The following is a 26,738-nucleotide window of genomic DNA, read 5'->3' on the forward strand; positions in this document are numbered from 1 at the left end:
GTGTCACAACCGCCGGTGCCCATGGACCCGCGACACCACCGTCCACAGCGGAAAACTACGGCAGCCGGGAACGCCTCAGCAATTCGTTCGTGCCGTAGTCCGGGTGGCGTGCACCACCGCCGGCCCGGCTTCGCGCCGTCTTCCGCCCTGCAGACATACGAAGGGACGAGAATCGACGCGCCGGGCTTCTCGGCAGCGGCGGCGTAGGCAGGTGCCGTGGCAACCGCCTCGCCAGATGTGCAGCTCTGTCTGCACGTCGGCCGCACCCTAGTCGCACGGTTCAGGGCGACCGCTAGCCTCATCCAGCTTCAGCAGCCCCGTGAAAGGGGTTCAAATACGGGTTCTCAATCGGTCGCAGCGGCGCCCGCCAGGTGGAGTCATTTCTCACCTATAAAATCGGGTCTCCCAGGCACCGGGTGGAGTCAGAACTGACCTACAAGTGGCGTCGACCGTCACCTGCGAAGCCACCGCGCACTCCGGGCATCGACCTACTCTGCGGTGCCATGGATGACGAGCTGAGCAACGACGACCATCTCCGAGCCCTGGCCGCGCTGTAGGCCGTCGTCCAGAACAACGACGGCGCCCCTGGAGGTCCTGGCGGGCGACGCGCACGAGCGCCCGCTGGCGGCCCTACTCGCCGCATACGGGCAGTACACGCTTCACCCCGTCCTGCTCGCCGCGTTCGGCATCGAGGCCACCATGATTCTCGATGAGACCGGCCAGCGCGTCGCGGAGCTCAACGGCGATCCCATGGCACGCATCGTCTTCCTTCTGACCGACTCCCTGCACCATCAAGCCGTCCTCGCTGGCGACGACCTCGTCACCGCCAAACGGATCGGCGGATCCATCCTGCTCGCGATCCACGCCTTCACTGACGCGGACAATCAGGACGCGTTGTCCCTGCTAGCCGCCCTGCGCAACGAGGCCCTCCGAGCTGTCGGCGAGTAGACGAACCCCACCCGCTCCGAACCGTCGGCAGGGACCCGGAACACGATCGTCATGACCCGTCATCCTTGCCGCACGGCCTCCGCGACGGGAGCCGCGCCGCACCCTAGGTCTTCGGCCTACCCCGATGCCGTGAGCGTGTGCAGGACGGCTCGATCACGGACAACTGGTGCAGCGCCGTCTCGAACTCGAAGCGCCCGCGCCGAAGGACGTGGCACAGCCGCCGGGGATGTTGTGACGCCTCACCAGGAGGTGCGTCGTCCCGCATGCTTGAGGGTGGCGGCGGTCAGTCAGGCGTTCCCGCGCCGATGACCACGGCGTCGGTCGTCGGGCTCACTGATCGGCGGCCTCTCGGGCGATCGTCTCGAACTGGGCGCCCATGGCCTCGGACAGCGCGTGGGCGGCCGACAGCGGGCGCACCATCACCGTGAAGTCGTCGATCTTGCCGTCCTCGTCGAAGTGCAGGAAGTCGCAGCCTTGGAGCTTCTTTCCGGCGACGCTCGCGGTGAAGACGAACGCGTGGTCGCGGCCATCGGGGTTCGCGATCTCCCGGACGTAGGTGAAGTTCTCGAAGACCTGTGTCACAGCGCGCAGGATCGCGGTGGTGATCGCCTTGCCCGGGTACGGCTTGAAGGCGACCGGGCTGGTGAAGACGACGTCGTCGGCCAGAAGGGCGGCCACGGCGTCCAGGTCACCGTTCTCGACGGCCTTACGGAAGGGATGCATGATCGACTCCATACTCAACAAGTTGCATATTGATAGAGGAGGGTAGAGGTGACTCCGGTGCTTGTCGATGGTGCGGCGCTTCGGGAGTGCTCATCATTGAACACTCGCTGGGCCGTACCTTGCTCCCATGGCATTGCGGAACGCGGTGATGGCCGCGCTGCTGGAGGGCGAGGCGTCCGGTTACGACCTCGCAAAAGGCTTCGACGCGACGGTCGCGAACTTCTGGACGGCGACGCCTCAGCAGCTCTATCGGGAGCTGGAGCGTATGGAGGCCGAGGGGCTGGTCACGGCTCGCCTCGTCGAGCAGCGGAGTCGTCCCAACAAACGGCTGTTTTCCCTGACGGAGGCTGGGCGGGAGGCGGTGCGCGCATACACGGCCGAGCCGCCGGGTCGACCCGCGGTCATCAGGGACGAGCTGCTGGTCAAGGTGCAGTGCGCGGACGCCGGCGACGTCGAGGCGGTGCGCGCCGCCGTCCTCGAACGCATGGAATGGGCCACGGCCAAGCTGGCCCGCTACGAGAGAATCCGGCAACGACTGCTGGGTGGCCGCTCAGAGGAGGCGTACTTCGCCGAGGCCGAGCGTATCGGCCCGTACCTCACTCTGCTGCGCGGGATGTCGTTCGAGCGGGAGAACCTCCAGTGGGGCGACATGGCGTTGCGCAGGCTCGACCAGCGCGCCAAGACTATTACTCAAAAAATTGACTAGAGTGGAGGCTCTTCCGGTGATCGCAATAAGGAGCCAGCCGCTCATGTCAGGCACTGAGACCCGCTATCTGCGCTTCGTGGCCCTGGGTGACAGTCACACCGAAGGGGTCGGCGACGGCGACGATGTGACAGGCCTGCGCGGGTGGGCCGACCGGCTCGCCGAGCACCTGGCTCGGCACAGCCCGCAGCTTCGGTACGCCAATCTCGCAGTACGGGGCCGTCTGGCCGGGCAGGTCCACGCGGAGCAGTTGCCCCCGGCGCTTGCGCTGCGGCCGGACTTCGCGACGGTCGTGGCCGGAGTCAACGACATGCTGCGCCCCCGCTTCGATCCGGATGAGGTGGCCGCGCATCTGGAGGCGATGTTCGCCGCGCTCACCGGCCAGGGGGCGCGCGTGGCGACGCTCACCTTTCCCGACATCGCGCGCGTCACTCCACTGGCCCGTCCGCTCCGGCCGCGTCTTGAGGCGCTGAACCACCGTGTTCGCGCGGCGGCGCACCGGCATGGTGTCGCCGTCGCCGACGTCACCCTGTATCCGGTGGCCACGGATCCACGCCTGTGGAGTCAGGACCGCCTCCACTCGAGCCCACTCGGCCACGAGCGGATCGCGGCGGCGCTCGCTCACTCGCTCAACGTGCCGGACACTGACGACTCCTGGACGCACCCGTTGCCCGTCCTGCCTGTTGGTCGGGCACGATTCTTGCGTGACGCGTCAGCCGAGGTGCGCTGGGTCGCCGGATTCCTAGGTCCGTGGATCGGCAGGCGCGCGCGCGGGCGTTCCTCCGGAGACGGTCGCGTGGCCAAACGCCCGGACCTCCTGTCCATCGGCAGATCCGGCCAACACTTCGGTCGTGCCTTCCAGCGTGGACAAGAGCCCTCCGTCGACCTGGCAGACGCCTCGGAGTAGCGAGATCCGCTTGCCCGAGCATGAGTAGCGGTCGGTGCTTGCCCGAGTCGGGAACGACGAACGATGCCCCACTACGTCCTTCGAAGTCGTCGTCCACGCCGACCACGGCGCTCACGTCGGCGGCCCGCAGACGCTGTTCGGCCTGTTTTCGCACCTGCGTCACCTTGTGGACCTGAGCCGCGATGGCGAGCTGGTCGGGCCGCCCTCCCTACGGGGGAGCGGCGTCCAGGGTGAGCAGGGCTGAGTGCGTTGTGGCAAACCGGATCTCGTTCGAAGCCTGCGGTGCGGGTGATCATTCGGACAGGGATGCCGATGTGGTCGTGGGCATGAAGAAACGGGCCCCTTGGTAGTGACGTGGTTGTTGAGGCCGGTCACGAGCAAGGAGACCCGTTGTCTGACGAGTTGACCATCCCTGCTGTGCTCGCGTCCACCGCGGTCACCCCTGCGTGTGACTGCTACGTCCACCTGGAGGTGACCGTGACCACGGCCGACGTGCACGACTCCAAGGCCGCCCCCGCGCTACTGGAGACGTTCATGGACCAGCCGGGCCGGCTGCTGAAGCTGGTATGGGTCGACAGCGCCTACCAGGGGCCGGCCTTGGCGAAGGCGTTCGCCCGCCACGGCGTGCGCGTCGAGGTTGTGCGCCGCTCCGACGGGCGGCGCGGATTTGTCGTACTGGCCCGCAGGTGGGTGGTGGAGCGCACGCTGAGCTGGCTCTCCCGCTCACGCCGCCTCAACCGCGACCACGAACGCCGCCCCGATCACCACCAGCAGATGGTGTGGTGGGCCCCCGTGATCAGGCTGTCCCGGCGCCTCGCCGGGGACGCTCCGCACTGGCCGGAGAGGCGCCCCGGCCGACGCAATCACGCCCCGCACGCGAAGAAGCCCCTGCTCATCGAACAGGGACTCCCTTTGCCACAACGCACTCAGTCACGGATCTGCCGCCGTGGGCCGGACCCGGCTGGTTTAGCCGCAGCGGTCCAACATCGATGGCAAACGGTCCAGGTTCGATGTCACCGGACACGGCCGATGGGCGGTCTCTCGGCAACTCGGCCCGCCACCTATGAGCCTCGCACGCCGTTTCCGCAGGTGGAGGCGGTGCGCGATGAGGCTGTCAGCTGTGAGCCAGGGCCTGCGGACGCCCTTCCGAACTGTTCTCTGACAGGCGATCTTGACGGTTTGCCAGCCGATCTTGACCATCGCCGGGTTCCTGCCACCTGATTGATACGCCCTCCACCTGCGAAGCGCCGCCCGACCGGGTGCCCGGGGCCGCACGGACCGCGACGCCGGAGCCGCCACCGCCGGACGCAAAGTCGCCGCTGTTGCCCGCTGCTCCCGTCTCGCCGTTGACGGAGGTGGGGGCGTTGCCGGTGAGCATCGTGGCGTCGCTGCCGCTGCCGCCGGTGGCCAGGACAGTGCCGCCGAAGCTGGAGTTCCCTCCCGCCGCCGAGGTTCCCGACGCCGGCAACACCTCCCGCGCCGACGACCACGGCCTCCACGGCCGCGAGCGCGGAGGCCTCGATCACGGATCGCGCGTACCCGCCTCCGCCGCCGCCCGCGCGGGCGATGCACTCGCCGGCGGCCGCGTCCGCACCGGCCGACCCGCCACCACCGGCCTGCACCTGCACGTCGATGCGCGCCGGCCACGGGTACGAGGCCTTGCTGAACTGAAAGCTGCCCGCCACCGAGAAGATGAGGCGCTGGCGGAGGCCCTGGCTGCCGGGGTAAGGCACAGCAGCCCGTCATCGTCCGTGACGAAGTAGGTGTCGCATACACAAACTGCGGCCAAGGGACCCACCTCATAGGTGCGTAGCGAGCCCGGCCCAGAACCAGCGGCGCCCTCAGCGCAGGGCACCGCGAAAGCCAGCCCGCAGTTGCACAACGGCCCAGCACGTCAACGACGCACGACTGGCCCATCCCATCGGATGATCACCGGCGGTTCTCCTGCCCCGCACGGTACGACGACCACAGACTGTGATCGTTTTGCACCCACCGCGACCCTAGGAAAACCCACCCGTGCGCAAGTTCTTCTCCTTCGCGAGTGCCATCGCCACCGTCGCTGCCGTCGCGCTCCCCGCCGCGGCCCCGGCCCAGGCCACCGAGTCGCAGTGCTCGGCCGGCCAGTTCTGCGTCTGGTCCGAGGCCAACTTCAACGGCCAGTTCAAGGTTGCACAGGCACCCCTCGGCAAGTGCTTCTCCCCACAGACCACCTGGCCCAACGGCACGAACACCCGCATCGGCGCAATCAGCAACAGGACCCAATTCCAGATCGAGGGCTTCGACAACGGCCAGTGCTCCGGCCAGGCGTCCTCGGTACTGAAGCCCAATACGACCGCCGGGTCGATCGGGGCCAGCCTGCAGACCATCCGGCTCGTCCCGGCCTGCGATCAGAACCAGCTCTGCTTCTACGAGAATGCTGACTTCTCCGGGAAAACGTGGGCCGTCTCGGGCATGACGGGCACCCTCTGCTACAACGCCACCGCCACCAACGCCCAGGCGCCGCACGCCGCCTACAACCGGGACTACCGGAGCATGAAGCTCTGGACCACCCAGGGCTTCTGCGGCGGCCCCAACTACGTCCTGCCAAGCGGGCAATGGAGTGGCTTCAACGACGCGGTCTACGCGATCACGCCGTAGGTTCAGGTCGCCGGGAGGGGCCCTGTAGGCGCCTTCTCCCGGCGGTGCCTTCCGGGGCCAGTCACAGGAGAGGCACGGGGGCTTCCCGCGAAGCGGTGAGGTGCACCTGTACCCTCGGGCCGGCCGCGCGGTAGCCGTGGGGCCGGCCCGAGGGAGACCTGGACGCTCACCCATTCCCGGCTCACGTCCTCGATCGCCACGACGAGCGCCTCGCCCGGCCCATACGCTCCGGCAACCGGCAGGGCACCGATAACGGGGGCCTGCTCGAAGGGCAGTGTGAACTGCCAGAACACGATCCCCAGGCCGTCCGTAACCGCGACCGTGGCGGCCGGGCCTGAGGCTGGCCGCGACATGTCCCCTCACCTGCGCGTCCGCTCCGCCGAGCGCTGCGAGCATCGCGGAGGTGAGCAGCTCACGTGTGGCTTGCGGTAGCTCTACGAGGGGGATGAGGGCCCCGCCGGTGTGGGTGGCCGGCATGGTCAGCGCGGTTCGAGGCGCAGGGTGGAGACTCGGGCCGCTTCGGTCAGGACGTGCTCGACGATGCTCGTATGGCGCCCGTACTTCTCGCGGTAGGCGGCGTCCACTCCGGCGTACTCGCCAGGGTCGGCCGGGCGGAAGGTGACGTCTCGGCGGACGCCGCCTGCTTCGACGCGGCCCTGGCGACGGGAGCGCGTGCCCCGGTACCAGGGCCCGTCGGTGCCTTTGACCGAGTGGACGTACAGACTGTCGCCCGAGCGGACCACCCACATGGTCACCGGGTCACGCAGGGTGCCATTGTCCCGTTCGGAGGCGAGATCCAGCTCCTCAGCCGCGGCGATCTTCTCCAGATCCGCGTCGTTCCACTCCGCCATCGTCTTTTCCTTCCGCTGTTCCGCTAGGCACGGGCCCGGAGCCAGGCTCCGCCCGGCTGTGACGACCCTTTCGCCTCCGCCTCCGCCTCCGCCTCCGCCTCCGCCTCCGCCTCCGGCCGGGGGTGGCCCCGGTACGGGTGCCACGCACGTGCACCCTTGAACACGAGGCGACAAGCTCAACCCTGCGTCTTTTCGCCCACTCCAGGCAGGCCGAGGTGTGGCGGGGGGTAGCCAACGGGGGTGTGACAGGGCCCCCCTCGTCAGGCTTGACGCACCGGCGGCGGAGCGACACTGGCGACATGGCACCCGAGCAGCACAGCGGCGGCGACGAACTGGGACGCTTCCTGCGCGCCCACCGCACCCAGAACAGCCCCCGGTCCGCCGGCCTCACCCCGGGCCCCGGGGTCCGCCGCACCCCCGGCCTGCGCTGGGAGGAGCCGGCCACCCTCGCCGGCGTCAGCATCGACTACTACATCCGCCTGGAGCGCGGCAAGGAAACCCGCCCCAGCCCCGCCGTGGTCGACGCCCTCGCCCGCGCCCTGCAACTGGACGACGCCGAGCATCAGCACTTGCGTGACCTCGCGGTCCGTGCCGCCCTTTTCGCGCCTCAGTCCGTCCCTGCCCCCACCCGTGTCGTGCGCCCGCATCTGATGCTGCTACTGGAGACCGTGCGGCCCAATCCGGCCTACATCGTGAGCCGCAGCATGGACCTCCTCGCTCAAAATCCGGGTGGCCTGGCCCTCTACGCGGGCATCGCCGACTGGCCCGCGAAACAGCGCAACCTCGCCCGCTACCTCTTCCTCCACCCGTACGCCCGCACGCTCTTCCCCGACTGGACCAACCAGATCCGCAGCTGTGTCGCCCGCCTGCGCGCCCTGGCAGGCACCGACCCCGACGCCCCCGACCTCACCCAGCTCGTCGGCGAACTACTCCTCAAGAGCCCCGACTTCGCCGGCCTGTGGGAACGCTACGAAGTCACCGGCCGCAAGAACCTCACCAAGATCTTTCAGCACCCCCAGGTAGGCACTGTCGCCCTCGGCTTCCAGGGCATGGCACTCGAAGGCACCGCCGGCCACCGCATGGGCGTCTACACGGCCGAGCCCGCGACCCCCGACCGCGACGCCATGCTGCTGCTCGACATGACCGCTCCCCGCATCGAGCCGACGCCATCCGAACCCAGACAGCACCACGGCGATCGGTGACCCCGGGGCCATCCAGCCCAGGGCCGTGAAAGTCCACGGGCCGGCAGTTACAGCGGCTCCGTGTTCTCCTGCCGCCCCCTGCAGGCGCCGAGCGGGACACATCGAGGTGACGTAGGCGTCGCCGGTCGAGCGGATTCACAGATCACGGACCCGTGACACCACCCCGCGTCATTGGCGAGCTGCCCTGGCTCGAGTCTTGATCGCGAGGATGACGTCGGTCTTGGCGTCGGCGTAGTCGTTCATGTCGTTCCACCGCTGGCTGAGCAGGGCTCGTTTGACGCTCTCGTACAGGGCGCGATCGTCTGCGTTGGTGCGCAAGTGGTCACGGAGGAGGAGGTACTCGTGCACCGCTGTGTCCCCTCGTTGGTACACGTGCACGTGAACGTCGCGAGTCGGCGTGCGTACGAGCCGATGCCCTGGCTCGCGAACCCGCAGCTCGTACCCGGCGGCCAACAGGCCGTTGAGGTAGTCCTCCTCCGCTGTGATGTCGGCGACCGCGACGACGATGTCAACAATCGGCTTCGCGGCAAGGCCTGGAACCGAAGTGGAGCCAATGTGCTCGACATCGACGTCCACTGCCGCCAACGCGTCAAGGATCCGACGCCGGTGATGCAGGTAGTCCTCCGCCCACCGGGCGTCGTAGCCGTGGAGGCCGATCGTGAGCGCTTCCGGACCACCGATGATCTCGACCGTCGTGGCGTCCGGCCGACGAGGCTTGCCGCTGTTCGTCACCAGCACATCCTCTCCGACTTGCGCCCGTTCACCTGGTGTCCTGACGGCGGATGGTTCGCTGGAATGCCTCGGCTGCGAACGGAACGAGATGGGCTCCCACCGTCAGAACGTCTGCTGTAGCCACCTCAGATGAGATGGCCAGCCGGACAAGGTAACTCGGGGCAGACTTCAGCGCAAGTGTTGTCTGCCGAGAGCCACTTGAGTGAGGACCCGGGGTAGCGGCGGCAGACCCGACGACCGCTCGCAGATCGGGTTCCTGTTCACTGCACCCACGGCATCAGCCCGGCCGGGCTGTGTCGAGGTGCCCGGCGAGGTGGGCAAGACCCGCTGCGCGCTGGCGGCGAAGCCCGCACCGCGGGCTCTACGCGACCTGGAGCCAGCGATGACCGATACCGGCAGCATCTCCGACGGTTCCACACCTTCGACGAGCTGTACGAGTTCAGGCGGCTCTACCACGCGCACGCGGTCCGGGCGTGGCTGGCCGCCAGGTATCCCGTCGTCCGCTCATGGAAGCACCACGACGGTGAACCGTGCTTCGGAGGCGGCTGGTTCATCGTCGTGGCCCAGCTCCCCACGGGTCAGGTCAGCAATGACTACCGAGCCGATAGCTGGTCGCTCTTCGGTGACGTGCCCGAGGTCGAGACGGCGCCCGTGTGGGACGGGCACAGTACCGCCGACGTGGTTCGCCGGCTGCGTACCCTCCTCAGCGGGGATGGACCGACGTTTGTGGCGAGTTGACGCTGCGCCGATAGGGCTGCCCGGAGATCTCGCGCCTTTCGACATGACCGGCAAACGGGGGTGCCCTACTACGCAGTGTGCAGGGTGATCCACAAGCAGGGACTGCACGAACGGTTCCTGGAAGTTCCCGACGGTGAACAAGCTGCTTTGTGGCCGCGCCACGTCTTCCCTGGACCGGGTTGGCTACGTGGGGCATACCGCCCAGTGCGGCAGGGGGAAACGTCCGTCCCGGCACGCTGCGCGACGGCCCGGGACAAGACGCCGCCGCGCAGGGTGCGCTGCTGGGAGACTTCGGGGATGACCATGCACCGGCTCGTCAGGCCGGCGGGTGGCCCGGCGGGGTCAGCGGGTCACGACATGCCGTTCGTCGGGCACGCAGTGGGTCATGGTCAGGCCCTCGACGTCGCGGGGCGGGTTCTTCCCGAGGTTCGCCAGGCGTTCACGGTCCTCGTCCGTCAGGTCCTGGGAAGCCAGGGGTTCGAGATCCTTGACATCCTGCGGGCCGATGCCCACTCCTTCGCCGACCTTCAGGCCGAGGTCGTTCTCGACCAGGAGGAAGTGCCACACCATGCGCTCCTGCACCGGCCGGTCGCACTGCGAGATCAGATCGACGAAGTTGCGCACCAGGTCCTCGCGCTCCCACTCCTCCATGAGCAGGTAGCGCTGCCCCGCCTGCATGTAGTCGTTGGTGCGTGGGACGCGCTTACGAGTGATCCGGCCCCTGATCTCGGGGCCCTGTTCGTCGTGGGTGGGGTACTGGGCCTCACGGAGGCCGCCGCGGATCGACGGTTCGTAGTTGACGTCGGGGTTCTCGCCCTCACCGTCGACGTGGTACGTCATCTGACCGTCGCGCTGGTTGGTGCGTACGGTGGCGTTCTTGGCCTGGTTGACCGGCAGTTGCAGGTAGTTGGGGCCGACGCGGTAGCGCTGGGTGTCGCTGTAGGAGAAGGTGCGGCCGACGAGCATCTTGTCGTCGGAGAAGTCCAGCCCGTCGACGAGGACACCCGTGCCGAACGAAATCTGCTCGTTCTCGGCGAAGAAGTTCTCCGGCATCCGGTTCAGCACCATCCGGCCGACCGGCTTCGGGGGGAACTCCTGCTCCGGCCAGGTCTTGGTGTCGTCGAGCGGATCGAAGTCCAGCTCCGGATGGTCGTGGTCGTCCATCATCTGCACCACGAGTTCCCACTCCGGGTACTCGCCGCGTCCCACCGCCTCGTACAGGTCCTTGGTCGCGTGTCCCAGCCCCTGCGCCTGGACGTTCGCCGCGTCCTCCTCGGTCATGCTGCGCACGCCCTGCTTGGGCATCCAGTGGTACTTCACCAGCACGGTGTCACCGTCGGCGTTGACCCACCTGTACGTGTTGACGCCGAAGCCCTGCATATGGCGGTAGTCGGACGGGATGCCGCGCGGGCTGAACAGGTTGACCAGCATGTGCATGGACTCCGGCGTCTGTGACATGAAGTCGAAGATGCGCCGCGGCTGCTGCTCGAAGGTCATCGGGTCCGGCTTGAGGGCGTGGATGACGTCAGGGAACTTGATCGCGTCCCGGATGAAGAAGACGCCGAGGTTGTTGCCGACCAAGTCCCAGTTGCCGTCCTCCGTGTAGAACTTCACCGCGAACCCGCGCGGGTCGCGGGTGGCTTCGGAGGAGTCGTGGCCGCCGATGACGGTGGAGAAGCGGACCGCGAGGTCGGTGCGCTTGCCCCGTTCCTGGAACAGCTTGGCGCGGGTGAAGCGGCTGATCGGCTCGTTGCCCCAGGCGCCGTATGCCTCGAAGTAACCGAAGGCCGTCACGCCCCGGGCGTGCACGACCCGCTCCGGGATGCGTTCCCGGTCGAAGTGGCTGATCTTCTCCAGGAACTGGTAGTTCTCCAGGGTCGCCGGGCCGCGGGCGCCGACCGTCCGCTGGTTCTGGTTGTCGTAGACCGGATGGCCCTGCCGGTTGGTGAGCACCTTCCGGTCGTCGTCCGGCGCCGGGCCCTTGCTGGATACGTCCGTCATGTCCTGCACTCCTTCGACTCGTGGCGGCGGGCGACCTGTGGCTGGCGGCACGACGGCCCCCGGCCGGTCGCGGCCGGGCGCCCCGGGTACCCAGCCGTACGACGACCGCACGCCGACCGGCGGACGGAAACCGGTCACCGGTGACGTCCGTTCCGGCCTCCGTGGGAAGCCCGGGGCGCCGCTCTTTACGCGATGTTTCGTCCGATTTGCGCACGTGATGCGTTCCCCGAGGCGGACCGACCAACCAGCATTCGGCCAGTCGGGTGCACGCGCCCGCCCGACATCCCTGTTCCGAGGTGCACCCATGGTCGCGGGCACGGATCGACGGCCGCAGGGAGACACGTTCTGGCCCGTGTGCCCGTGTGCCCGTGTGCCCGTGTGTCCGTGTGGTCGTGCCACTCATTCGTGGTGGTCACCCCACCCGGCTGCGGGCTTTCCCGACCTCGGGGACTCGCAGCGGTCAAGAGGAGGCGCCGGGTTCACCGCCTGGAAAACACCGTACCCAGGCCATCCTCTGCCTCGGCCGACGCCGATCCGACGTCCTCCTCTCCATGCTCCGCAATGCCACGTACTCTGTTGGTCACGGAGCGTGTGAATGGCGAAGGGGGCCGTATGGATGCGGAGTTGGCCGCGCTGGCCGCGTCGGGGGCCACCACGGTCGTGCAGTTGATGGCTCAGGACGCCTGGACGACCGTCAGGGAGCGGGTGTTGGCGCTCTTCGGCCGTGGGGCGGGGGACCGGACGGAGGCGGTCAGGGCCGCGCTCGACGAGACGCGGATCATCGTCGCGTCGAGCGGCGGGCGGGACGACGATCCGCGCCTGGTCGCGCTCACCTCCGACTGGCGGGAGCGGTTGCTCGTGCTGCTGAGACAAGAACCGGCGCTGGCCGAAGAGTTGCGGGCACTGGTGGCGCAAGCGACCGATCAGCCGGGCTCCGTGCACAACGTCATCACCGGCGCCAAGGTGCGAGGCCCGGTGATCCAGGCCCACACCATCACCGGTGACCTGCACTTCGGCTGATCGTCAACGGGGCACGCAGCAAACGCTGTTAAGGGGAACACGGGCACGAGGGGGCGGGTCGTGGAGCAGCGCCGAGAGCATCCGGCAGCGGACGGTCAGGCAGCGGGTCACCTGGCGAGGTTGTTCCTCGGTCCGACCCACGGGGGCAGTCGTGGGGCGTACCTGCCGGGTGGCTTCGACCTCTATCTACGCGGCCGGGGCGACGACGCAGAACGACTCGTCCATCATCACGAAGCGCAGCACGTCCTGTTGACCGACACCACCGCGTGGGGTGCCGCTCTCGTCCTCGCGTCGCAGGTGCCTCAATGGGCGCGCTTGTTCAACCAGTTGCTTGAGCTGTGTCGCACCACGCACGAGTCGTTCGCGACGTACATGAGTTGCAGCGTGGTCGCGGCGAGCACCGGTTCGCCCGAGGCGGCGCTCGCCTCGTATCCGGACTACGTGGGTCTGGTGGATCGGCTCGACCGCCATCTCGCCGCGATTCCGGGAGAACACCGGCGCTCCCTCGCGGCGACGGCCCTGGCACGGGCCTGTATGCAGACGCCGGTGATCGGACAGCTGGCCGCGGCCTGGCCGCAGGCGTTGACACCCGGCGGCCTGCGCGAGATCGACGTACCGGACGGGCGACTTCGCGCTCTGTACCGGGACCCGGCCGGGCTGCCCGCCGAGGTGGTGACGGCGGCCGACGAAGCGGTGCTTGCCGAGTTCGGGCCGCAGCCACTGTCCGCCGACCTGCCCGGTGCCGGGACGGCCGCGCTCGATGACCGCTTCGACGAGGCCTGGGCCCGGTGGTAGGACACCGTGTTCGCAGGGCTCGCGGCCCGGCTGACCGAGGCGGGAGCGACGGTACTCGGCAGTCACGAACACCTGCCCGTCACAGCCGAGTTGGCGGCACGGGTCGCCGAGACCGTGCCCGGACTGCGGCTGACCGTCGACCTCGATCCGGACCCGCCGGACAGGCGCATGGTCGCCCAAGTGCTGCGCCAGGCCCGCCTGTGGCTGACGACGGAGCCGCGGCCCGCGCGCCTGATCACGGTGGGGCAGGACGTCGATCCGGTAGAGGTGGTGCGCGTCGTGGACGCGACCACCCGGGTGGCCGGGCGTCCGAACGTCGTGCTCGGGGCGCGCCTGCCGGCCCGGCTGCTGGCCGGCTACGCCTTCCCGGAGAGCGACCGCGCGCGACTCGCCGGTCTCGACGGGCCGGTACTCGCGATCCGGACTCTCGCCGACGACGGCACCGAAGGCGACACCGACGCCGTCTGGCACGTCCGGCTCAGCGATCCGGCGGACGTCGCGATGCTCACCGCCGCCTGGGACGGCGGCGCGGACGTGACGTGCTGTGTGGCCGCGAGCTGCCTCTCCGACGAGCGGTGGCGCACCCGGTGGCTGCCCGTCCTCCAGGACGCTGCACCCGTGATCTGGCTGATCGACGTCTCCTTGGCGTCGCTGGCCGGTGAGTTCACCGGGGGCCGGACCGTGCACGGCATCTACCTGGATCTCGGGGCCAACCCGACCGGTGCGCGACGGGCGGTGGCCTTCAAGGTGTCCGGGCAGACGGGGGCGTGGCTCGCGGTGGCCGACGACGTCGGCATCCAGTTGCTGACCGGGCAGTTGGCGGACCTGCCGGGCATCGATCTGCGGATGACGGGCGCCGACTGGACGGACGCGGTGCCCGCCCTCCGGCGGGTCCTGCTCGACCTGCTGCGCACCGAGTCGTACGTCGATCTGCGCGCCCTGGCGGACCACGGGAACTGACGGGATCATGCCGGGAATCTTCCTCAGTTACCGCAACATCGAGCGGTCGTACGCGCCGATGCTCGTCGATCGTGAACTCTCCCGCCGGTTCGGCCCGGAGAACGTGTTCCAGGCCGGTCGGTCCAATCTGCCTGCCGTCCACTTCCCGACCGAGATCGACCGGCGGGTCGACGAGTGCGACCTGCTCATCGCCCTCATCGACCGGCCCTGGGTGGGCGAGGACCTGCGTCTGCTGCGGAAGCCCGGCGACTGGGTCCGGTGGGAGATCGCCCGCGCGCTGGGGCAGGGCAAGCGGGTGCTGCCCGTGCTGCTGGACGGGGCGGAGATGCCCAGGACGGCCGAGCTGCCCGCCGACATCGCGCACCTGACGCGGAAGATCGCCCTTCGGATGCGTCCACGTACCGTCGACACCGATCTGCTGCGGCTGATCGGTGAGGTGGAGCGGCTGGTACCCGAACTCGTCCTGGTGACGCTCATGGACCCGGCCCCGGCCAAGAACGTCGGCGGCCCCGCTCTGCTCCGCGCCGAGCACCAGGTCCTCCCGTTCCGGCACCGCGGCGAGCTCGACCTCCTGGCCGAGTGGTGCTCGGCGCCGGCCGGGCCACCGGTCCAGCTGGTCGTGGGTGGCCTGGGCGCGGGCAAGACCCGGCTCGGGCTCCGGCTGGCCGCACAGGTGCGCGGGTCGGGCCGGCCCGGCGGGCTGCTGTCGGTGACCGCTCCGGCGGAGTGCCTCGATCGGCTGGGAGAGATCGGCAGTCCCTGCCTGGTCGTCCTCGACGACGCCGAGGCGCGTCCGGTACAGGTCCGCGCAGCGCTGCGCTCGCTCGCCGCCGCGCCCGAAGCCCCGGCCCGGCTGCTGCTGTTGGCGCGCACCGGCGGCGACTGGCTGAACGACCTGCGCGACGACGCCGACGACGCGGTCGCGGACCTCGTGGACAGCATCGTGCCGCTGTCGCTGGCACCGCTGCGGCCGGCCGAGGAGGACTTCGCCACGGCGTGCGGCGCGTTCGCCCGGCATCTCGGACTGCCCCTCCCGTCCCTCCCCTCCGATCGGCCGGAGACACCCACCCTGCTCGAACTGCAGGCCGCCGCCCTCACTCATGTCCTGTCCCCTGACGCGCCGTTGGACCGGCCCCTGCGACGGATTCTGGGGTCGGAGCGGGCCTACTGGCGCAAGGCGGGAACGGCGTTCGGGCTGCCGGTGTCGAGCGATCGCGTCCTGACGGAGGTCATGGCGACGGTGACCCTGTTCGGTGCGGACTCCGAGCCGGAGGCGGATGGCCTGCTGACCTCCCTGCGGGCGTTCCGGGGCGGACCGCTGCATGCCATCGACTCCTGCCGCGACCTCCTGCGCACCGTGCTGCCTGGGCCGGCTCCGCTGAATCCGCTGCAACCGGAGCAGTTGGCGCAGGAGTTCGTGGCAGAGTTCCTGAACTCCGGCTACCGGCTCGCGGACGTCCTGGACGGTGTCTCCGACGAGCAGGCGCGGCGGGCCCTGCGGAACCTGGGCCGGTGTCTGGAGCGTCATCCTCAACTCGGTGATCCCGTCGAGGACTTCCTCGCCGCGGCTCCGGGCCGACTGCTGCCCCTGGCGCTGACGGTGCTGCCCTCCGTACCGCAACCCCAACTCCTGGTCTCGGCCATGTCCGGCGCCCTGAGCCGCACCGCTCAGGGCGAACTCCCCGCCGTGGTCGAGGCGTTGCCCCTGCGCAGCGACGCCCTGGCCCGGTTCGCCGTGGACGCGACCGAACGCGCCCTCGGCGTACGAGACGCCGATGCGAGTGACATCACCACGGCCCGGCTGGCCCGTCGGCTCTCGGTGCGGCTGACCTACCTCGGGCAGCGTCCCTCGGACGCCGTGGAAGCGGCTCGTTCGGCCGTAAGAGCCCTGACCGCGCTGACGGTCAAGGAGTCGGCACAGGTGGAGTCCCTGGCCGTGGGCTCGACCCCGGGCTCGGTCGACGCCGAACTCGCCGAGGCGCACGCCGCGTTGGCGCTGGCGCTCGACCTCGATCAGTCGTCCAGGGACGAGGCTGTCGCAGTCGGTGAGACGGCCGTCGCCCGGTACCGCGCTCTGCCGGGCGGGGACCGGCACGACGCGGCGCTGGCAACGGCCCTGCACAACCAGTCGATCCGGCTCCGCCGGGTCCGCGCGATGCAGGCGGCCCGCACGGCCGCGACCGAGGCCCGCCGGCTCGTCGAGCCCCTGCACACGGAGCGGCCGACGCGCTTCCGGTCGCTGTACGCGGACGTCCTGGACAACCTGTCGATCGTCACCCATCTGACGGGCAACCCCGAAGAGGCCGAACGGCTCGGTCGCCAAACCGTCGCCCTGCGCCGCGCGTTGGCCGCCGCCCGACCGGACGCCTACCGATCACAGTTGGCGGGCACGCTGTTCAATCTCGGTCTACTCCTCACCGAGAACGAGCCAAAAGGGGCGCAGGCGAGACAACTGTGGGACGAGTCGCTCTCGATCTACGATGCTCTGTCCGTGCGTCGGCCGGGGCACTACGACGAGCCGCTTGACCGTGTCCGCGCCCACCTCGACCGTCGGAAGGCGGACGACGATGACTGACCATCTGGCCCGGCTGTGCTTCGAGGGGCTGGGCAGCACCGGCCGCTACACCCCGCACGCGTACACCCTGCGGCTCCAGGGCGTCGAGCAGTCCACCGACCACGTGGTCTACCTGCACGAGGTGCATCACGCGACGCTGAACGACGTCACCGCCTGGGGCAGCGCGTTACACGTCTACGCACGCCTCCCCGTCGCCGCGGGCCAGGCCTTCGGCCACCTGCTGGACGCCTGCCGCACCACCCACGAATCGCTGGCCACGTTCGCGAGCGTGCGGCTCGCCGCCGCCCGGCACGGCGTCCTGGACGGCGTGCTCGCCGCCTATCCCGACTACGTGGGGCTGTACGACACGGCCGCGCGGCTGGTCCGGGAGATTCCGGGGCCCGGTCGCAAGCAACTGGCGGTGAGCGCCCTGGCACGGCTGTGCATGCAGACCCCGGTCCTCGACACCGTCGACGAGGTCGGTCTCGAAGCGTTCCGCCTCGCCGACGTGCCCGACGCGGACCGGCCCGACAGCCGCTGGAGATGGTTCGTCCGCCAGGGCCCGGCCGCCCTCGCCGCCGCGGCCGGGGCCGCCGACCGCATGCTTGCCGAGCGCTTCGGCCCCGCCGCGCTCGCCGCCGACGGGCCCGACGGCGACCTGTACGAGTCGACGGCAAGCGTCCACGATGCGGCGTGGGACGCCTGGGAAGAAGCGGCGTACGAACATCTGCGGTCCCTGATCGGCTCGACGGGGGCCCGCACGCTGGACCTGAACGGCCATCGGGAGAGCTCCCAGGCACTGATCAGCTCGGTCGAGGCGGTCCACGGCGACATCGGGCTGCGCGTTCCGATGAGCGACGAACAACGGCAGGACGACGCCGCCGTGGCCAGTTCGGTGCTCCAACAGGTACGGCACGACCTCGCCGCGGGAGACCGGCACCGGGCGCGGCTGCTGGACCGGACTCCGGCCGACCTGGTGGACGTACTCGCGCGGCGGCCCGTGCCCGGCGACCGGCCGGCGCTGATCGTGGACGCCCGACCGGTCCGGCGGCTCGCGGCTCTCTACCGGTGGCCGGCCGACACCATGCCGGATCCCTCGGGGGAGCCCCTGGTCGCCGTACGCGCTGTCGTCGACCACACAGACGACCACACAGAACACGACACGGAAGGCGACACAGACGACGCCGCACATCCGGACAAGGTCGTCGGACACGCGGTCGTGCCGGAGCCGGACGCGCTGCCCGCACTGGTCGCGCGCTGGGGTGACCGCGGCCCGCTCGCCGCCTGTGTGAGCGCGAGCTGTCTGGTCGGCACCGCTTGGACGCGGCGCTGGCTGGAGCCGCTCGGCGCCCTCGGGCCGCTGTTCGTGCTGGCCGACGTGGAGCCCGACCGGTTCGTCCCGGCCTGGGTGAGAGACGACAGACAGGTCAACGCCCTCACGATCACCGTGGAGGAGACGGGCCGCCGCCGCGCCGCACTTCTGTTCACCGCGGGCACCGCCTGGTGGCTGGTGCTGGCCGAGGACGTCACCGTGGCGCTCATGGTCGAGTACCTGGGCAGGTGGCTCGGCCCCCGGCTGAGCAGCGACCTCGCACCGTTCGAGCCGGTTCGTGACGCCGCAACGGCGGTGATCGGCCACCTGCTCGCCACTGAATCGTTCGTGAGCTTCGACGCGCTGGGGAGCCTCCATGTCTGATCCGCTCGACCCGGTCCTCAAGGGTGCGGACGTCGACGCGCAACTGCTGCGGCGCGCCGAGCTGGAAGCGGTCGGGCGAACCGTCAGCGGCCTCGACCCGGACGAGTTCATCGACGCCGCCACCCAGGTCTGCGCCCTGTCCTGGGACGACGAACGCACCGGGCCCCCGGGCTACTTCGAGATCCACGGCCAGAACTGGTGGATCGACACGTCCGGGAGCGAGAACCGGCGCCGACTGCTCCTCGCGGTGACGGCGGCCGCGCTGGTGGACGCCATCGGACTTCCCCGCAGCACCGCCTGGGTGGCCCGCGTCCTCGCCGGCGTGCTCACCGTCCGATCGATCAGCGGCAGCGCGTCGACCGGCCTGTGCTTCGTCCTCGAACGGCACGACGCGAGCCCGCTGCCGGACCACCTGGCCCATGACGTCCACCCCGGCGACTACGCCGAGTTCGCCACCGCGGTCGCGACCGCCGCCGAGGTGCTGTCCCTGTCCGTCGGCGGCTCGATCCGGTTCACCGGCCCGCCCCGCCCCGCGCCATGACCCTCTCGTCGCCGGACGTCGGCGAACCGCCGTACGACGTCTTCATCTGTTACGCCTGGGACGACTCCAAGCAGTTGGCCGACGAGCTCCACCAGGCGCTGACCGAGGCCGGTCTGCACGTCTTCCAGGACGAACCGAGCATGAACGACTGGGACGAGATGGCCCCCGCGATCCGGGCAGCGCTCCTCTCGTCGCGCACGCTGCTCCCGTTGGTCAGCCCGGGCTTTCCGCGCAGCCCGCACTGCCGGCAGGAAGTGCACCTCGCGCTGGACCGCGCCTTCCAACTGGGGCGCACGGACCGGGTCATGGCCGTGACGTCCGGGGTGCGGCCGGACGACATCCGGCCCAGCGAGCTCAGCCGGTACCGCATCCCGCTCCAGGGCAGGAGCGCCCGGGAACTGGCCGTCGGCATCGCCGAACGGGTGCGCGCGCTGGCGGCCGAGGACGACCGCACCTTCGGTGACGCCCCCCTGCCGTCGTCCCCCGAGTGGCTCCCCGGACATTTGCCGGGAGGTCGCCACTTCCACGGCCGGCATGCCGAACTGTGGGAGATCCATGAGGGGCTGCGGGCCATGGACAAGGCCCGGAACATGGGACATCCCGTGGTGTCGGTGAGCGGTGTGGGCGGCCAGGGCAAGACCGCGCTGTGCGCCCAGTACGCCCGGCTGTTCGGCCTGGACCACCCTGGCGGTGTGTTCCTCGTCCGGCTCTCCGGCAGCGACCGGCGCGTCCGGGCCTCGCCGGACGCGGTGCGCGCCCAGTTCGCGGAAGGGCTACGTGCCATCGGGCTCAGGCTCGGGCTGACCGCCGACGAACGGAAGTCGGACCGTCTCCCCGAGGCGCTGCGCACCAGGTTGAAGAACCTCGCACAGCCGTACCTGTGGATCGTGGACGACATCCCCTCCGGCTTCGACGCGGAACTGCTTCCCGAGTTGTGCGCGCCGACCGGGAACGGCAGGACCCTGCTGACCACCCGCGGACGGTTCACGAAGGGGGTGTCGGCGGAGATCGTGCTCGGCGGCCTCGATCCGTACGACGGACTGTCCCTGCTGACCGGTCACCGTCCGCCGACGGCACGTACGGAGACGAGGGCCGCGAGGCTCCTGACCGAACTCCTGCACGGCCACCCACTCGGCCTGACCCTGGCGGCGGGGCTGACGACCCAGGACGACTTCGAGGGATACGCCGAGCTGTACCGACAGCTCGCGACGCCGGATCCGGCGGACGACCTGCTGGAGCTCGTCCAGTACCTGAGGGCGGAACTCCCCGCCGGGTACGCGCGGCCGTTCGCGGCGACCATGCTGCGCAGTTTCCGGGGGCTCACCGACGCGGGCCGCGACGTGCTGTCCGCCGCCGGTGTCCTGGCGGCCGAACCGGTGCCGCTCACGCTGCTCGACGAGATCATCGCCGGGTCCGGCGCTCCCGGCGGACCGGCGCGCGTGGCGGACGGCCTCGCACACGCGGTGCGCCACGGACTGGCAGAACTGACGGAACTGACGGAACTGACGGCATCGACGGCATCGACGGCGTCGACGGCGTCGACGGAATCGACGCCATCGACGGATCTGACGCAACTGACGGACGGTCCGGACGACACACCCAACTCCCGTGCCTGCGCGGTGCACCCGCTGGTCGCCCGCGCGACCCGTGTACTGAATCCACCGCCGACACGGCGAAAGCTCCGCGACGCGGCCGTGGTCGCCCTGACGGAGGCCCTCAGTGCCACACGGCACTCGTTCACCCACCGCGCGGTCGCGCGCAGTCTGCCGCACGTACGAGCGGTGACGGGACTGCTGGCGGGCACGGACCAGTGGAGTATCGGCGCCGACGAGAGGTATCTGCTCGACGAGGCCGGTCGGGCGTATGAGCAACTGGGCGACGGAGAAGCCTCGTTGCGGCTCTACGCCCCGCTGGCCGAGGCCTGCGAGGAAGCACCGGAGTGCGACGAGTACACCCGGCTCGTCGTCGAACTCCATCTCGCCACGGCCCACTTCCGGTACGGGCAGTTCTCGGCAGCGCGGAGTCTCCAGGAGGACGTCGTACCCCGGATGCGGGCCCTGCTCGGGCCCGCGGCGCGCGAGACCCTCACCGCTCAGGACAACCTGGCGAACACCCTCGGCGCCCTCGGCGAGCACGAGGCGTCGCGGCTGCTGCACACCGAGGTCTACCGGGCGCTGCGCGACGGGACAGGACCGACGGACGCCGACACACTGCGCGTACTGGGGAACCTGGTCATCGCCGTCGGAAGGTGCGGCGACACCGACGCGACACGCCGCCGGATGCGGCTGACCGCCGTCCGGCTCGCCCGTGGGGCCCACGTCCTGTGGCGGCGCGCCGCGAAGGCCAAGGGGCCGAAGTCCTGGGAGACACTGGGCGCGCTCGACATCATCAACACCCTCGGGAAGAACCTTCTCGCGGTGGGGGAGGAGGACGAGGCACGCGACGCCTTCCGCACGGTGTGGGAGGGGCGGCGAGCGGTGCTGGGGGAACACCACCCGGACACCCTCGACGCCCGGGAGAACACGATCATCGCGTCGGAACAGAGCGGCGTCGCCGGGAGCGGGAACCCGTATGTGGCCGTCTACGCGCAACGGCTCGATGTGCAGGGCGCCGGGCATCCCGGCACTGTGGCGACCCTGCTGAACGTTTTGGGACATGGGCTGTCCCGCTGCGCCGGCCACGACGCGACAGCCGCGGACCGACCGATGCCGAGCCAACCACCGCCAGGAACCGGCCCCGAGGGGGTCAGGCTGGAGGGGGATCACGTCGACCTGCTGGCGGAGGCGCTCGAACGGGCCGTAGCGCTGCAGGAGGCGGAGACGGCGAGCCACGGGCCCGATCATCCGCGGGCGCTGCTGGCGACCTGTCTGCTCGCGCACGCGCTCGCCGCCGCGAATCAGTTGGACGGACAGCTGGATGTGGCACAGGTGCTGATCGACGACGCCCATGACGGACTGGTCGAACACGCGATGTCCCCCGGAGCCGTCGACCCCGACGCCGTGCGGATCTCCGAGGCGCTGCACCAGTGGATCCACGGCCGGATCGAGGACGCCGACGACGAGTCCGACCAGCCCGAGGAGTCCACTGAGTGAACGGTCCCCCTTACCGGTCCAACGTCGCCAGGTCCGCCACGACCCGGTCGGCCTTCGCGGTCCCGAGCCCTTCGTACAGGGCCAGGGCCTGCGTCCAGTGACAGCGTGCCGCCTCGGTGTCGTGGTGGGCGGCGGCCACGGCACCGAGCCGGTGCAGCGCCCGGGCCTCCTCGTAAGTGCTGCCGCAGCGTCGGGCGACGTCGAGTGCCCGTAGATATGCCTCCTGAGCCCGGTCGTCCTCGCCCACCCGGTGCAGGACAAGACCCAGAGTGCTGAAACCCTTGGCCGCCTCCTGGTGGAGGTCCAGAGCGAGGAAGCCGTCCAGTGCCTCCTCGACATGGCGCACGGCGTCGGCGAAGCGGCCCAGTCCCAACTCGTTGAGTGCGATGGCCCGTAAGGTGATGGCGACCTTCCGGGCGGCCGCCTGCCGCCGGTAGAAGTTCAGCGCCCGGTGGTTGTCCCGCAGGGCTTCCGCGTACTTCCCCTGCCCCCGCAGCATGACGGCCCGGTTGGCCAGCATGTCGTTGAGCCCGTGCCGGTCTCCCACTTCCTCATAGAGTCGTAGGGCGCACGCGTAGTGCTCGGCCGCCTCGTCGTGCCGACCTCTCTCCAGCATCGCTCGTCCGAGGTTGGTGTGGGTGGTGGCCTCCGCGCCCCGGTCCCCGGAACGCCGGCAGGCGGCCAGGGCGAGCGAGTGCGTCTCGATCCAGTCGTCCCAGCGCTTCGTCAGGAAGAAGTAGCCGCGCAGAACATAGGCCAGCTGCCAGCGCCGTCCGTCCAACTCCGGTCGGTCCAGGCGGCACAGGGCCACCAGGTTGCGCCGCTCCTCGTCGAGCCAGCTCAACGCGGCGCCGTAGTCGTCGATCCGGGGTCCCGGTGAGGGCGCGCCGTCGAGTGGCATCCGGTACCGATGCCTGTTGAGGACGCGGTCGGCCCGGTCGGCGGTGTGCAGGTAGTAGTCGAACAGACGGCACAGCGAGGCCTGCCGGGCGGTGTCGTCGTCGAGGGCCTCGCCGAGTTCGCGGGCGTAGACGCGCAGCAGGTCATGGATGTCGAAACGGCCGGGAGCGGACTCCGTGATCAGCTGGGCCCGCGCCAGCCGTCTTAGCAGGGCTACGGCGGTCCGGTGGCCGGTGCCCGCGCCGTGGCCGGTGTCCGCGCCGATGCCCATGAGGGCCGCCGCGGCGTACGCGTCGACGCCGTACCCGGGATGGAGTCCCAGCGCGCGGAAGAGCCCACCGGCCGCGTCCCCCAGCCGGTGATAGGACCAGGAGAAGACCGTCCGCACGGCGGAGCGTGGGTCGTCACCGGAGTCGAGCACGTCCAGTCGGGTCCGTTCGTCGTCGAGTTCCGCGGCGAGCGCGGTCAGTGGGAGCGTCGGCCGGTCGGCGGCGTGCTCCGCCGCGATCCGCAGGGCCAGGGGAAGGCCCATGCACCGGCGCGCCAACGACGCCGCGGCCTCGCGCTCCCGGGAGACCCGCTCGCCCAGGCTCCTCTCCAGCAACTCGACCGCGTCGTGGGCCGGCAGCCTGCCCACGGAGAGGAGTTTCGCCGCGTACTGCACCGCCAGACCCGTCAGTGGCTGGCGGCTGGTGACGACCACGACCGAGGAGGACGCCCCCGGCAGCAGGGGGCGCACCTGCTCCTCGGACGCCGCGTTGTCCAGCACGATCAGCAGCCGGCGACCGCTGACCGCGGTCCGGTAGCGCGCCGCACGGTCCTCGACCGTCGTGTCGCTCTCGGACCCCGTCGCGTCCAGCGCCCGGAGGAACCCGGCCAACGCCGCGTGGGCCGGCACCGGTTGTTCAGGACCGTATCCGCGCAGATCGACGTACAACTGGCCGTCGGGGAACGCGTCGACCACCCGGTGGGCCCAGGCGACGATGAGCGCCGTCTTGCCCACGCCCGCGGTGCCCGACACCACGGCCAGGGACGGCAGTGGGGAAGCGTCCGCCACGACGGCGTCGAGCCATGCCGACTCCACCGTCCGGCCCGTGAACCACCGTGTCCCCATGGGGAGTTGACGGGGTACCGGAGCGGCGGTGCGCTCGGTGGCATGGATGTGCACGTCGCCACGGATCACACCCGTCTGTACGACGGTGCCTGCCCGTCCGTCGAGCCGGTTCTCCACACCGGGCAGATACGGACCCGCCCTGTCGTCGCGCGCCATTGGTTCCCCTCCCACGGTGCCGGCGGCTCGGTCCACTCCCGGGAACCTCGCTCCAGCGGCTCCGGACGGGCATGGACGGGCCTACCCAGACATACCCCGGGACCGGGATCGCCAGTCCGACGGTCCCGTCGGCCGACGAACATTGCCGCGCAGGCCGGCAACTGGTCCTAGAGAGCGAGTGCGGCGACCAGCAGGTCGTACGCCCGCTGGTCATAGGCCACGAGCTTGATCTGCTCGACGCGGGTCGATGAGGACATAAGGGTGGCGACAGCGATCTGCGATGCCTTCTCAGCCGGGAACCCGTAGACGCCGGTGGCGATCGCGGGGAACGCGATGCTCCTGGCGCCCAGTTCGTCCGCGATCTCAAGGCAACGGCGGTAGCAAGAGGCCAGCACCTCGGCCTCGGCGTGGTCGCCGCCCTCCCAGACCGGACCAACGGTATGGATCACGTACTGCACCGGCGGATCGAGGTCGAAGGCCGGCGTCGCCATCGCGTCTCCCGGCTCGCAGGGACCGATTGCCGCACCCGCGTCTGCCAGGCGTCGCCCCGCCGCTCGGTGAACAGCGCCGTCCACACCGCCACCGCCCATGAGCGACTCGTTCGCCGCGGTGACGATCACGTCCGTCTCCTGGAGTGTGATGTCACCCTGAACGACCTCGATCACAGCCATGCCGTGATGATGCCACCAGCGCACAACGAACAGCGACAGTCGCCCCGCTCTCGCCACGGCAGCCAGAAACCAGGATGGACTCTTTTCAAGGGGCAGCAGACCACCTCCGTCATACGGGACAGTGCGGCTGCCGCGAGCGAGGGTCAGCGGCTTACCCTGAGGAGGGGTGGTGTGACTCCGGTTCCGTCGGGGTTCACGAGGAGCCAGCCGCCGTCGTGGCCGGGCACGAGTTGAGCGGCCTCGGCGACGTCGTCGAGGCCCTCACGGATCAGCGGTCCTTCGGCGAGGTGTCCGGTGCGCACGTCGAGGGAGTCGATCCGCCCGCCCGCGAGGACGGCGAGCCGGTTCCCGGGTAGCCGCGTGAGGGCCGTGACCTGCCCGCCCGCACCGGCGTGCCACAGGCGTCGTCCGCTGCCGAGCTCGTATCCGGACACGGCACCGGGGACGGACTCGCCCGGCTTCGTCACCGCGGTCACCAGAACGTCTCCGACGACGGCGGCGCGGAGCGCGGGCCGGGCGTCGAAACCCTGTCCGGCGTCCACGGTCATGCGCAGGTCCTCCTCGCCGCTCGAGACCTTCACGGAACCGCGCGGGCGGTCCTGGTCGTCGAAGGCGAGCAGGGCGTCGGTACCGCGGTCGTCCTTCTCCTTGAGCCAGAGCACGAACGGCCGGGCGGACACGACCATGAGCGCCTCCCAGCGGCTCTCCGCCGGCAGCGCGGTACGGCGTACGTGTGTGCCGGTCGAGGTGTCGAGCGAAACCAGTTTCAGCGAGCGGAACGCGGAGTCGCCGCTCACGCACTGGACGACCACCCGGGTACGCCCAGCCGCCGCTGAGGCGACGACCGGCGAGCAGCCCTCGCCGAGGGTCAGCTTCCAGCGCGGAACGCCAGTGCGCAGGACGAAGCCCCGTACGGCGGTGTCCTCCAGGGCGACGGCGACGCCGCTGTCCGCGACCACTCTGCCGTCGGTGGCGGCCCCGAACGCCGCGCCGCCCGTGATTTTCCGCTCCCAGAGCTTGCGGCCGCTCCTGGTGTCCACCCCCCACACTGTGTCGCACGGCTGGCCCTCGCGGCCGAAGGCGATCACTCCGGTGCCGTCGACCACGGTGTCGCTCATCGCGCACGCCGATCCGCGCGTGGGCGCGTCCAGGTTCCAGTGCTCGTGCCCGTCGGCGAGGTCGTAGCTGGTCAGACCGTCGGTGCGGGCACGGACGACGGCGCCGTCGAGGGTCCAGTTGCCCACGCCCCTGACGTTGCTCGGCCGGTCGACCGGCGTGTCCCAGGCCCGGTCGAGGACGGGGCCGCGCATCCACGCGTACGCCAGCCACCCTGGCCAGAGGGCGAGGAGCATGCCCGTCACGACGAGCACGACGGGCAGCGCCTTGCCGGGCCTGACCTTGATCAGTTCGGCGACTCGCCAGCTGACGAGGGCCATCCCCGCGAAGGTGCACAGGAACGCCAGCAGGATGGTGGGGACGGTGCCGTCGGGGCAGGGGGTGAAACCGTCGCCGCACTCGTTGCCCGGTACCGAGGTCCAGCCGAACCAGTGGAAGGCCACCGCGAGTCCGACGACCAGCCCGGCCGGCACGACAAGCAATGCCCTCCCGGCTATGGCTCCCCGTGTCCTGCGCGCAGGCCTGCTGTCCTCTACCACGTCGCCCCCCAGGCGCCAACTGCCATGTCCCCCACCGGAGATGCGGCGATCGATCTTAACCTTCGTACGGCCGCTCCGGAGCGCGCCGGCATCGTGAGTCCGACGACTGCGCTGTACGCGTGCCCCGGTGCGTGCACGGACG

Annotated in this window: 21 protein-coding genes; 14 read left to right on the forward strand and 7 right to left on the reverse strand. The window is 70.2% G+C overall.

Annotated features, from left to right (window positions below; all coding sequences use genetic code 11):
• The first annotated feature begins 699 nt into the window (after window positions 1-699).
• Window positions 700-948: a hypothetical protein gene (locus ABZT12_RS29400; protein ID WP_356390071.1), complete on the forward strand. Its 249-nt coding sequence runs from the start codon at window positions 700-702 to the stop codon at window positions 946-948.
• 330 nt (window positions 949-1,278) lie between these two features.
• Here ABZT12_RS29400 and ABZT12_RS29405 read toward each other — a convergent pair whose 3' ends face one another.
• A complete protein-coding gene (locus ABZT12_RS29405; protein ID WP_356390073.1) occupies window positions 1,279-1,671 on the reverse strand; it encodes a nuclear transport factor 2 family protein in 393 nt (130 codons plus the stop codon).
• Between the two features lie 127 nt (window positions 1,672-1,798).
• On the opposite strand from ABZT12_RS29405, the gene ABZT12_RS29410 reads away from it, so the two are divergent.
• The 5 genes from ABZT12_RS29410 to ABZT12_RS29430 all read left to right on the forward strand — a co-directional run bounded on the left by ABZT12_RS29410 (window position 1,799) and on the right by ABZT12_RS29430 (window position 5,918).
• A complete protein-coding gene (locus tag ABZT12_RS29410; RefSeq protein ID WP_356390075.1) occupies window positions 1,799-2,377 on the forward strand; it encodes a PadR family transcriptional regulator in 579 nt (192 codons plus the stop codon).
• A 43-nt stretch (window positions 2,378-2,420) separates the two neighbouring features.
• Window positions 2,421-3,281, forward strand: a complete 861-nt coding sequence (locus ABZT12_RS29415; protein ID WP_356390077.1) for an SGNH/GDSL hydrolase family protein — start codon at window positions 2,421-2,423, stop codon at window positions 3,279-3,281.
• Between the two features lie 390 nt (window positions 3,282-3,671).
• On the forward strand, window positions 3,672-4,502 hold the full coding sequence (locus ABZT12_RS29420) for a transposase (RefSeq protein WP_356390079.1): 831 nt from the start codon (window positions 3,672-3,674) through the stop codon (window positions 4,500-4,502).
• Between the two features lie 149 nt (window positions 4,503-4,651).
• Window positions 4,652-5,044, forward strand: a complete 393-nt coding sequence (locus tag ABZT12_RS29425) for a hypothetical protein (protein WP_356390081.1) — start codon at window positions 4,652-4,654, stop codon at window positions 5,042-5,044.
• Window positions 5,045-5,297: 253 nt separating this feature from the next.
• Window positions 5,298-5,918: a peptidase inhibitor family I36 protein gene (locus ABZT12_RS29430; protein ID WP_356390083.1), complete on the forward strand. Its 621-nt coding sequence runs from the start codon at window positions 5,298-5,300 to the stop codon at window positions 5,916-5,918.
• Between the two features lie 479 nt (window positions 5,919-6,397).
• Here the strand turns inward: ABZT12_RS29430 and ABZT12_RS29435 are convergent, their stop codons facing one another.
• Entirely contained in the window at window positions 6,398-6,769 is a 372-nt protein-coding gene (locus ABZT12_RS29435) for a DUF2255 family protein (protein ID WP_356390085.1), read from the reverse strand.
• A gap of 299 nt (window positions 6,770-7,068) precedes the next feature.
• Here ABZT12_RS29435 and ABZT12_RS29440 point away from each other — a divergent pair, with 299 nt between their 5' ends.
• On the forward strand, window positions 7,069-7,971 hold the full coding sequence (locus tag ABZT12_RS29440; RefSeq protein ID WP_356390087.1) for a helix-turn-helix transcriptional regulator: 903 nt from the start codon (window positions 7,069-7,071) through the stop codon (window positions 7,969-7,971).
• Between the two features lie 168 nt (window positions 7,972-8,139).
• Here the strand turns inward: ABZT12_RS29440 and ABZT12_RS29445 are convergent, their stop codons facing one another.
• Both ABZT12_RS29445 and ABZT12_RS29450 read right to left on the reverse strand, forming a co-directional pair.
• A complete protein-coding gene (locus ABZT12_RS29445) occupies window positions 8,140-8,703 on the reverse strand; it encodes a GrpB family protein (RefSeq protein ID WP_356390089.1) in 564 nt (187 codons plus the stop codon).
• Window positions 8,704-9,783: 1,080 nt separating this feature from the next.
• Window positions 9,784-11,442 carry a catalase gene (locus ABZT12_RS29450; protein ID WP_356390091.1) on the reverse strand — a complete coding sequence of 553 codons (1,659 nt, stop codon included), beginning with the start codon at window positions 11,440-11,442 and terminating at the stop codon, window positions 9,784-9,786.
• Between the two features lie 612 nt (window positions 11,443-12,054).
• Here ABZT12_RS29450 and ABZT12_RS29455 point away from each other — a divergent pair.
• The 7 genes from ABZT12_RS29455 to ABZT12_RS29485 all read left to right on the forward strand — a co-directional run bounded on the left by ABZT12_RS29455 (window position 12,055) and on the right by ABZT12_RS29485 (window position 22,100).
• Window positions 12,055-12,462 carry a hypothetical protein gene (locus tag ABZT12_RS29455; RefSeq protein ID WP_356390093.1) on the forward strand — a complete coding sequence of 136 codons (408 nt, stop codon included), beginning with the start codon at window positions 12,055-12,057 and terminating at the stop codon, window positions 12,460-12,462.
• A gap of 249 nt (window positions 12,463-12,711) precedes the next feature.
• Entirely contained in the window at window positions 12,712-13,257 is a 546-nt protein-coding gene (locus tag ABZT12_RS29460; protein ID WP_356390095.1) for a hypothetical protein, read from the forward strand.
• Window positions 13,258-13,263: 6 nt separating this feature from the next.
• Window positions 13,264-14,217, forward strand: a complete 954-nt coding sequence (locus ABZT12_RS29465) for a hypothetical protein (protein WP_356390097.1) — start codon at window positions 13,264-13,266, stop codon at window positions 14,215-14,217.
• Window positions 14,218-14,224: 7 nt separating this feature from the next.
• The gene (locus tag ABZT12_RS29470) at window positions 14,225-16,792 is read left to right on the forward strand and encodes a hypothetical protein (protein ID WP_356390099.1); all 2,568 of its coding nucleotides are present in this window, start codon (window positions 14,225-14,227) and stop codon (window positions 16,790-16,792) included.
• Window positions 16,785-18,467 carry a hypothetical protein gene (locus ABZT12_RS29475; RefSeq protein WP_356390101.1) on the forward strand — a complete coding sequence of 561 codons (1,683 nt, stop codon included), beginning with the start codon at window positions 16,785-16,787 and terminating at the stop codon, window positions 18,465-18,467. The genes ABZT12_RS29470 and ABZT12_RS29475 overlap by 8 nt, the downstream gene beginning before the upstream one ends.
• Entirely contained in the window at window positions 18,460-19,008 is a 549-nt protein-coding gene (locus ABZT12_RS29480; RefSeq protein ID WP_356390103.1) for a hypothetical protein, read from the forward strand. Before ABZT12_RS29475 ends, ABZT12_RS29480 begins: the two co-directional genes overlap by 8 nt.
• Window positions 19,005-22,100: a TIR domain-containing protein gene (locus ABZT12_RS29485; RefSeq protein WP_356390105.1), complete on the forward strand. Its 3,096-nt coding sequence runs from the start codon at window positions 19,005-19,007 to the stop codon at window positions 22,098-22,100. The genes ABZT12_RS29480 and ABZT12_RS29485 overlap by 4 nt, the downstream gene beginning before the upstream one ends.
• Before the next feature lie 10 nt (window positions 22,101-22,110).
• Here ABZT12_RS29485 and ABZT12_RS29490 read toward each other — a convergent pair whose 3' ends face one another.
• From ABZT12_RS29490 to ABZT12_RS29500, 3 genes are all read right to left on the reverse strand, one after another.
• On the reverse strand, window positions 22,111-24,270 hold the full coding sequence (locus ABZT12_RS29490; protein WP_356390107.1) for a tetratricopeptide repeat protein: 2,160 nt from the start codon (window positions 24,268-24,270) through the stop codon (window positions 22,111-22,113).
• Between the two features lie 167 nt (window positions 24,271-24,437).
• The gene (locus tag ABZT12_RS29495) at window positions 24,438-24,941 is read right to left on the reverse strand and encodes a macro domain-containing protein (protein ID WP_356390109.1); all 504 of its coding nucleotides are present in this window, start codon (window positions 24,939-24,941) and stop codon (window positions 24,438-24,440) included.
• 143 nt (window positions 24,942-25,084) lie between these two features.
• On the reverse strand, window positions 25,085-26,530 hold the full coding sequence (locus ABZT12_RS29500; RefSeq protein WP_356390155.1) for a PQQ-binding-like beta-propeller repeat protein: 1,446 nt from the start codon (window positions 26,528-26,530) through the stop codon (window positions 25,085-25,087).
• Between the last annotated feature and the right edge of the window lie 208 nt (window positions 26,531-26,738).

The sequence above is a fragment of the Streptomyces sp. NPDC005423 genome, from assembly GCF_040606415.1.
GTDB lineage: Bacteria > Actinomycetota > Actinomycetes > Streptomycetales > Streptomycetaceae > Streptomyces.